We start from the raw sequence: 8,563 nt of genomic DNA on the forward strand, positions 1-8,563 counted from the left end.
GGATTCGATGGTCTTGCATTCCAAGAAGCATTCGATGCAATCGCTGCGAAGCTTGAAGCTGAAGGCAAAGGTAAGAAAACAGTAAACTTCCGTCTACGTGACTGGGGCGTTTCTCGTCAACGTTACTGGGGTGCTCCAATCCCAATGGTAACCACTGAAGACGGTGAAGTTCACCCAGTACCTGCAGACCAACTGCCAGTCATTCTTCCAGAAGACGTGGTAATGGATGGCGTTACTAGCCCAATCAAAGCTGACAAATCTTGGGCTGAAACAACATTCAATGGCGAACCTGCGCTACGTGAAACTGATACGTTCGATACGTTCATGGAATCATCATGGTACTACGCACGTTACTGTTCACCACAAGCTGATGACATTCTAGATCCAGAGAAAGCTAACTACTGGCTGCCAGTTGACCAATACGTTGGTGGTATTGAGCACGCTTGTATGCACCTGCTTTACTCTCGTTTCTTCCACAAGCTTCTACGTGATGCGGGTTACGTGACATCTGACGAACCATTCAAGCAACTTCTATGTCAAGGTATGGTTCTAGCTGACGCGTTCTACCACACCAACGAGAAAGGCACTAAAGAGTGGATTGCTCCAACTGACGTGACTATCGACCGTGACGCGAAAGGCCGCATTGAAAAAGCTGTCGACAACCAAGGCCGCAACGTTGAGCACTCAGGCATGATCAAAATGTCTAAGTCTAAGAACAACGGTATCGACCCACAAGAGATGGTAGACAAGTACGGCGCTGATACAGTACGCCTATTCATGATGTTTGCATCGCCTGCAGACATGACGCTTGAGTGGCAAGAGTCTGGCGTTGAAGGGGCAAACCGTTTCCTTAAGCGTGTTTGGAAACTGGTTCACGCTCACTCTTCTAAAGGTGCAGCTGAAACTGTGGATGCTTCTGCTCTATCTGGTGGCCAGAAAGCACTTCGTCGTGATATCCACAAAACTATCGCGAAAGTAACGGACGATATCGGCCGTCGCCAAACGTTCAACACAGCAATCGCTGCAATCATGGAGCTGATGAACAAGCTAGCGAAAGCGCCTCAAGAGTCTGTACAAGATCGTGCAATTCTTGATGAAGCACTAAAAGCAGTTGTACGTATGCTTTACCCTATGACGCCACACATCTCTTACGAAATGTGGATTGCATTGGGTGAATCAAACGTAGACTCAGCAACATGGCCAACTTTCGATGAGAAAGCGCTAGTTGAAGACGAGAAGACTATCGTTGTAATGATCAACGGTAAGCTACGAGCAAAACTAACGGTTGCTGCTGACGCGACAGAAGAGCAAGTTCGTGAGCTTGGTCTAAATGATGAGAACGCTAAGAAGTTCCTAGATGGGTTAACTATCCGTAAAGTTATCTTCGTACCTGGTAAGCTTCTAAACATCGTTGCTAACTAATTTCGTTAGCACAGTGCAATTACTGAAGAATTAACGAACTTAATTCATCAAAAGCAGTCTGTAGACAGGGTAACTAATAGCCCTGTCTACTTATTTAAACGCTTTAGACTTGAGCCTAACAACTCAAGCGAACTAAAGCCTTTTAATAAGTATTCTACCTTCATGAGAGCCATCAAATAATGCGCCTGAATTCACTATCTTCATTGAAAGTTACTATTGTTGTTCTAACCGTTAGCCTACTGAGCGCCTGTGGTTTTCACCTGCGCGGTGATTACTCTGTGCCAGAAGAGCTCAACAAGATCTCTGTGACCAGTTACGACCAATACAGTACGTTTACACGCATGATGAGAAGCCAGTTGCGTATGAATAATGTGGAAATCGTGCCACCTGCTGAGAACACACCTAACCTTCACATCATTAGCGAAGGCGTCGGTGAGCGTACCCTGTCTCTTTACCAAAACACTCTAGCGGCAGAAAAAGAACTGACGCTTAATGCTTCATATCGTGTGACGATACCAGAGCTAGGCGACAAAACCTTCTCAACTAGCGTAACTCGAAGCTATTTAGATAACCCACTAACAGCGCTCGCAAAATCGGTTGAACGTGACATGATTGAAGATGAGATGCGCAAGTTGGCAACAAGCCAAATCCTTCGTCAAATGGCTCGATTGAAAGCAAATATTGCAGCCGACAGTATGGATCTACAAGCTCTAGAGAACGTTCAAGTGAAAGAGCTTGAGAAACAATACAACATCAAGAACATCGAAATTGACGACGTTGAGATCGACGCAAGTGCAGTACCTGATGCTGAGCCTAGCGTAACGGTTGAGCAATAGGTTTATTTAATGCGTATTTTTGCTGATCGTTTATCTGAGCAACTTGCTAAGCAGTTAAGTAACGTTTACCTAATTTTTGGTAACGAACCTTTACTGCTGCAGGAAAGCCGTGAAGCGATTCAAAAGACAGCCAAAGAGCAAGGCTTTGAAGAACGCCACCGCTTTGCTATTGATAGCAGTCTCGACTGGAATCAAGTCTACGACTGCACTCAAGCATTGAGCCTATTCTCTAGTCGTCAGCTCATCGAACTTGAATTGCCAGAGTCCGGGGTCAATGCCGCAATAGCAAAAGAGCTGCTCGCACTTTCAGAGCATATTCATAGCGACATCTTGTTGATCTTGGTGGGCACCAAGCTCACTAAGGCTCAAGAAAGCGCTAAGTGGTTTAAAGCACTCTCGAATCAAGGCCACTGGATCAGCTGCCTAACCCCAGACGTTAGCCGCTTACCTCAGTTTGTCCAAACACGCTGTCGTCAGATCGGCTTATCTCCGGATCCTGAAGCGATACAAATGTTGGCGCAATGGCATGAGGGTAATCTATTTGCGCTCACCCAAAGCCTAGAAAAACTGGCTCTCCAATACCCAGATGGAAAGCTCACATTAGTACGTTTAGAAGAATCGCTGAGTCGACACAACCATTTTACGCCATTCCATTGGAGTGATGCGTTATTAGCAGGCAAAGGCAACCGTGCACAGCGAATCCTGCGTCAGTTAGAAGCCGAAGGTGTCGAACCCGTTATCTTATTGCGCAGCATACAACGTGAGCTTGCTCTGCTATTACAAATGCAGCAACAAATGAAGCAGATGCCAATCGCGCAGGTATTTGAAAAGCACCGTATCTGGCAATCCAAAAAACCTCTTTATAACGCCGCGCTAACAAGAGTTTCGATATCTCAATTACACTCCCTGTTTGCGCTACTCACTCAAGTAGAATTGATGACAAAAACACAATATGAACAGTCGCCTTGGCCACTAATTCATCAGTTAAGCGTAGAGTTTTGTATCCCTTCAGCTTCAATCCCATTTCACGCATAAAAGCGTGGTATATTCTAGGGTCAACAGACCCTAAAAAGCTAAACTCAGATTAAAGGAACACCCCGTGTTACGTGAAGAACTAAAAGATTTTCTTGCAGACAAAGCCGACGACATGAAAGCAGAATCGATTGTGACTATCGATGTAGAAGGCAAATCAAGTGTTACTGACTACATGATTGTTTGTACTGGTACATCTAAGCGCCATGTTGCCTCTATTGCACAGCACGTTGCTGATGAAGTGCGCAAGGCTGGCATGAATCCCCTTGGCATGGACGGCCAAAAAGAAGGTGAATGGGTTGTTCTAGACATGGGCACAAGCATGCTTCACGTTATGCAAGAAGAGCATCGTGAGCTGTACCAACTAGAAAAACTTTGGGGCTAAGCTTTGAAGATCCAGTTAATCGCAGTTGGTACAAAAATGCCAAAGTGGGTTGAAGAAGGCTTTAAAGAATATAAACGCCGCTTCCCTCATGATATGCCATTAGAACTCATTGAAATCACTGCGGGAAAACGCGGGAAAAATGCCGATATTGCACGTATTCTTCAAAAAGAAGGCGAAGCAATGTTAGCTGCAGTTCCAAAAGGTAACCGCATTGTCACACTCGATATCCCAGGTAAAAAGTGGGATACGCCTCAACTCGCAGAGCAATTGGAAAGTTGGAAGCTGGATGGCCGTGACGTTTCTATCCTTATTGGCGGGCCCGAAGGATTAGCACCAGCATGTAAAGCGGCAGCAGACCAAAGCTGGTCTCTATCAGCACTTACTCTCCCTCACCCATTAGTACGCGTTATCATGGCTGAAAGCTTATATCGAGCTTGGAGCGTCACTGCTAACCACCCTTATCATCGAGAATAAGCGTTAATGTTACGTAAACGTAGCCAAATTCGTGATTACAAAGCAGAAGCACGACTATTTACTAGTCGTGCTTTTGTTGCGTTTGCAGGGATTATAGTGATGATGAGCTTGCTGGTTGTGAACCTTTACAACATCCAAGTTAATCAATATCAGGACTATAAAACCCGCTCCAACGACAACCGCATCAAGGTCGTTCCAATCGCACCCAATCGTGGTTTAATTTACGACCGCAACGGTGTACTTCTTGCAGAAAACCGGCCTGTTTTTAATCTGGAGATCACCCCAGAAAAAGTCAAAAACATGGAAGATACGCTTGTTCGTTTACAAGCGTTAATCGACATACCACCGGAGCGTATCGAACGTTTTAATCGTGATCGTCGTAATTCACGTCGCTTCAAATCAGTACCTATTCTTAATCAGCTTACCGAAGAACAAGTGGCGGTCTTTTCTGTAAATCAACATAAGTTCCCAGGCGTTGAAGTGACAGGGACGCTAAAACGTTTCTACCCTTATGGTGATGTGTTAACTCACGTGATTGGCTACGTATCTCGCATCAACGACCGTGATATGCAGCGCTTGGTTCGTGAAGAGAAAGACGCCAATTACCAAGCCACCCGCGATATCGGTAAACTCGGCATTGAGCGCTATTACGAAGACATGCTACACGGCACCGCTGGCTATCAAGAAGTCGAAGTAAACAGCCGTGGACGAGTGATCCGCACTCTTAAATTTGTACCTTCGGCTCCGGGGAAAGATATCGTGCTCAACTTGGATATCAAACTTCAGCTATACGTGCATAAACTGCTTGATGGACGTCGTGGTTCAGCCGTGGTTCTCGACCCGAAAGACAATGGCGTATTAGCCATGGTTTCCAGCCCAAGCTACGACCCAAATGCCTTTGTGCATGGTATTTCCTCGAAAGGTTATAATGCCCTGCTTCAAGACAAAGACCGACCTTTAGTTAACCGTGCAACGCTAGGAATTTATCCGCCAGCATCGACGATCAAACCCTTCATTGCCGTCGCAGCTCTGCAAGAAGGCGTAATTACTCCGAACACGACGCGTAATGACCCGGGCTATTGGAAGATTCCAAACTCAAAAACGAAGCCGTTCCGCGACTGGTTACGTTGGGGACACGGTGTCGTTGACATAGAGAAAGCCATTGAAGAATCGGTTGATACCTTCTTCTACCAAATTTCATTTGATTTAGGCATCGATCGCTTATCTAAATGGATGATGTTATTCGGTTTTGGTGATTACACTGGCATCGACATTTACGAAGAAAGCAAAGCGAATATGCCCACTCGCGAATGGAAAATGGCCAGACACCGTGTACCTTGGTATCAAGGTGACACCATCCCTGTCGGTATTGGCCAGGGCTACTGGACAGCAACACCAATGCAGATTGCAAAAGCGACTTCAGTATTGGTCAATGAAGGAGAGGTAACCGCTCCCCATTTACTACGCGCGACAATTGAGAACGGTCAACCGTTCGATGAACAAACGATATCTGAAATCGAAACGTACCCTCCGGTAACTGGTGTTAAGCAGAGATACTGGGATATCGCGCAAGAAGGCATGAGATTGGTAAACCACGGAAAGAAAGGCACAGCAAGACGCTCATTCCAAAAAATGTCTTATCAAACTGCTGGTAAATCAGGTACTGCACAAGTCTTCGGTCTAAAAGAAGATGAAGAATACAACGCAGATGAAATCGCAGAACATTTACGCGATCATGCCCTCTTCACCGGTTATGCGCCTTTTGAAAATCCTGAAGCGGTCGTAACTATCGTTTTGGAGAATGCCGGTGGTGGTTCATCAAATGGTGGCCCAGTTGTAAGAAGAATTTTAGACCATATTATTCTTGCAGAAGATTATGAAAGTGAGCCAATAAAATAATGAAACTTGATCCTTCAACTGGACGAAATAGAGCCCTATTTGAACGGCTGCATATCGACCTGCCGCTATTGCTTGGCATTCTGGTTTTAATGGGCTTTGCCCTATTGATTATGTACAGCGCAAGCGGACAGAGCCTTGCGATGATGGATCGCCAAGCGATGCGTATGGTGCTGTCTTTAGGTGTGATGATCTTTTTAGCGCAAATCTCGCCTCGTACTTATGAGACCTTGGCTCCACTACTGTTTGCGGGCGGCGTTATTCTACTACTCGGAGTGTTGTTCTTTGGCGAGGCCTCTAAAGGTGCACAGCGCTGGTTAAACTTCGGCTTTATTCGATTCCAACCCTCTGAACTATTGAAGCTTGCAGTACCTTTGATGCTGGCTCGATTTATTGGTAAGCGCTCGCTGCCACCCACTTTCCAAACTTTAGCTATCTCATTAGTGATGGTGTTTGTACCGACAATCCTTATCGCTAAACAGCCCGATTTAGGCACATCGATACTCATCGCAGCATCCGGTATCTTCGTGATATTCCTGGCAGGTATTAGTTGGAAGATCATTGCCAGTGCCGCGATTGCACTGGGTGGGTTTATTCCAATCTTATGGTTCTTCTTGATGCGTGAATATCAAAAAGTTCGTGTAAGAACCCTTTTTGACCCTGAATCAGATCCATTAGGCGCGGGCTATCACATCATCCAAAGTAAGATTGCAATTGGCTCAGGTGGTATATCAGGAAAAGGTTGGCTGCAAGGTACCCAATCTCAACTAGAGTTCATTCCAGAGCGCCATACCGACTTTATTTTTGCGGTCATCGCCGAAGAGTGGGGCATGATTGGTATTTTGTTTTTGCTCGCTATCTACCTGTTCATTATTGGCCGTGGCTTAGTGCTTGCAAGCCAAGCTCAAACAGCATTTGGTCGAATGATGGGCGGCAGTATCGTACTGAGTTTCTTCGTCTATATTTTCGTAAACATTGGTATGGTAAGCGGCATTCTACCTGTGGTGGGTGTCCCTCTACCTCTGGTCAGCTATGGCGGTACCTCTATGGTTACCCTTATGGCCGGTTTCGGTATTTTAATGTCAATCCATACACACAGAAAAGCATTCTCAAAGGCGACCTAATTGATGTCTGTTAAAGTAACTCCTATAAAAACATCTTTGGTTAATGAGCTGCCAATAAAAAAACTAGTATCTATAGTGAGCCTAGCCGTTGTTATAAACGGTTGTTCTTCGACAGAACCAACAGGACGCTACGATATAGATTCAGACATTGCACCAGACGCACCGATCTCAGTAGAGCATCTCGAGGATGCTCACCCTCAGTATGAACCTTATAGTTTAGGTGGTAACACGGATTACACTTTGCGTGGCGAAGACTACAAGATCGTAAAGAAGACAGAAGGGTTTACTGAGAAAGGCAAAGCCTCTTGGTACGGTAAGAAATTTCATGGTCATTTAACGTCGAATGGCGAGATCTACGACATGTATTCGATGTCTGCGGCACACAAAACATTGCCGATTCCGAGCTATGTAAAAGTGACGAATACCGACAATGACAAAACGACGATTGTGCGCATCAATGACCGAGGCCCATTTCATGAAGGGCGAATCATTGACCTTAGTTATGCCGCGGCATACAAACTCGATGTATTGAGAACAGGCACGGCAAATATTGAGATAGAAGTCATCACTTTGGCTATGCCAACCGACGCAAATAAAAAGGCGGCTTTACCTCAATTTATTATTCAAGTAGCCACTTCCCCACATGAAGATAGAACCGAGAAGTTAGCCAAAGATCTAGGCGAAAAGTTAGCTGTAGCAACGTTCTTGCAGCCAAATGATGATAACTACCGCCTGATGCTTGGCCCATTTCATGACTATGCTCTGACTCAAGAAAAATTAGAACAAGTTAAGCTAATGGGTTACCCGTCAGCTTATATAAAAAAACACACGCTAACTCGCTAATTTATCTAACAGTTACTTCTGGTAATCAGCGCTCTGGTGTGACAGAGTGATTCTGTTAATATATGAATAGTTCACCTAATAATTGCATTCAAAATGATTAAATCTAATAAACTTGTTAAATCGATTTTTGCTACTTCAGTTGCACTTTCTGCAACGATAGCAACATCGTCATTCGCCGCTCCTATTATTGTTCCTGACGCTCCTCAAATCGCTGCTAAGGGATTTGTTCTGATGGATTACCATTCAGGCAAAGTACTCGCAGAGAAAGAGATGAACACTCAACTTTCTCCAGCAAGTTTAACCAAGATGATGACGAGCTACGTAGTCGGCCAAGAGCTAGAGCGCGGCAACATCAACCTAAACGACGATGTTGTTATCAGTGAAAATGCTTGGGCTAAAAACTTCCCTGATTCATCTAAGATGTTCATTGAAGTGGGTACAACCGTTAAAGTTGAAGAGCTGAACCGCGGTATCATTATTCAATCAGGTAACGATGCTTGTGTTGCGATGGCTGAACATATTGCTGGCTCTGAAGATGCATTTGTTGACTT

Annotated in this window: 9 protein-coding genes; all 9 read left to right on the forward strand. The window is 45.0% G+C overall.

The features are described from left to right. Positions 1-1,422 (forward strand): leucine--tRNA ligase (leuS, locus tag AB4496_RS02385; protein ID WP_372130542.1); only part of this gene is annotated, 1,422 nt, incomplete at its 5' end. Positions 1,423-1,601: 179 nt separating this feature from the next. Further along, positions 1,602-2,258, forward strand: a complete 657-nt coding sequence (lptE, locus tag AB4496_RS02390) for an LPS assembly lipoprotein LptE (RefSeq protein ID WP_009848477.1) — start codon at positions 1,602-1,604, stop codon at positions 2,256-2,258. Between the two features lie 9 nt (positions 2,259-2,267). Continuing rightward, positions 2,268-3,293 (forward strand): DNA polymerase III subunit delta, encoded by a 1,026-nt coding sequence (holA, locus tag AB4496_RS02395; protein ID WP_009848476.1) that lies wholly within the window; start codon positions 2,268-2,270, stop codon positions 3,291-3,293. Between the two features lie 64 nt (positions 3,294-3,357). Then, positions 3,358-3,675: a ribosome silencing factor gene (gene rsfS, locus AB4496_RS02400; protein ID WP_009848475.1), complete on the forward strand. Its 318-nt coding sequence runs from the start codon at positions 3,358-3,360 to the stop codon at positions 3,673-3,675. A 3-nt stretch (positions 3,676-3,678) separates the two neighbouring features. After that, positions 3,679-4,149, forward strand: a complete 471-nt coding sequence (rlmH, locus tag AB4496_RS02405) for a 23S rRNA (pseudouridine(1915)-N(3))-methyltransferase RlmH (RefSeq protein ID WP_009848474.1) — start codon at positions 3,679-3,681, stop codon at positions 4,147-4,149. Positions 4,150-4,155: 6 nt separating this feature from the next. After that, the gene (gene mrdA / locus AB4496_RS02410; protein WP_009848473.1) at positions 4,156-6,048 is read left to right on the forward strand and encodes a penicillin-binding protein 2; all 1,893 of its coding nucleotides are present in this window, start codon (positions 4,156-4,158) and stop codon (positions 6,046-6,048) included. Next, the gene (gene rodA, locus AB4496_RS02415) at positions 6,048-7,169 is read left to right on the forward strand and encodes a rod shape-determining protein RodA (protein ID WP_009848472.1); all 1,122 of its coding nucleotides are present in this window, start codon (positions 6,048-6,050) and stop codon (positions 7,167-7,169) included. Before mrdA ends, rodA begins: the two co-directional genes overlap by 1 nt. Before the next feature lie 3 nt (positions 7,170-7,172). Beyond that, positions 7,173-8,012, forward strand: coding sequence for a septal ring lytic transglycosylase RlpA family protein (locus tag AB4496_RS02420; protein WP_102258203.1), 840 nt, complete (start codon positions 7,173-7,175; stop codon positions 8,010-8,012). 93 nt (positions 8,013-8,105) lie between these two features. Then, on the forward strand, positions 8,106-8,563 hold a 458-nt coding region (locus tag AB4496_RS02425), incomplete at its 3' end, for a D-alanyl-D-alanine carboxypeptidase family protein (RefSeq protein ID WP_372130544.1).

This window comes from Vibrio sp. 10N.222.46.A1, from assembly GCF_041473595.1.
In the GTDB taxonomy this organism is placed as follows: Bacteria; Pseudomonadota; Gammaproteobacteria; order Enterobacterales; family Vibrionaceae; genus Vibrio; species Vibrio tasmaniensis_A.

Excerpts from the sequence above, each read along its gene's own strand:
- lptE (WP_009848477.1), top strand. The coding sequence starts at position 1,602 with ATGCGCCTGAATTCACTATCTTCATTGAAAGTTACTATTGTTGTTCTA.
- holA (WP_009848476.1), top strand. The coding sequence starts at position 2,268 with ATGCGTATTTTTGCTGATCGTTTATCTGAGCAACTTGCTAAGCAGTTA.
- mrdA (WP_009848473.1), top strand. The coding sequence starts at position 4,156 with ATGTTACGTAAACGTAGCCAAATTCGTGATTACAAAGCAGAAGCACGA.
- rodA (WP_009848472.1), top strand. The coding sequence starts at position 6,048 with ATGAAACTTGATCCTTCAACTGGACGAAATAGAGCCCTATTTGAACGG.
- AB4496_RS02420 (WP_102258203.1), top strand. The coding sequence starts at position 7,173 with ATGTCTGTTAAAGTAACTCCTATAAAAACATCTTTGGTTAATGAGCTG.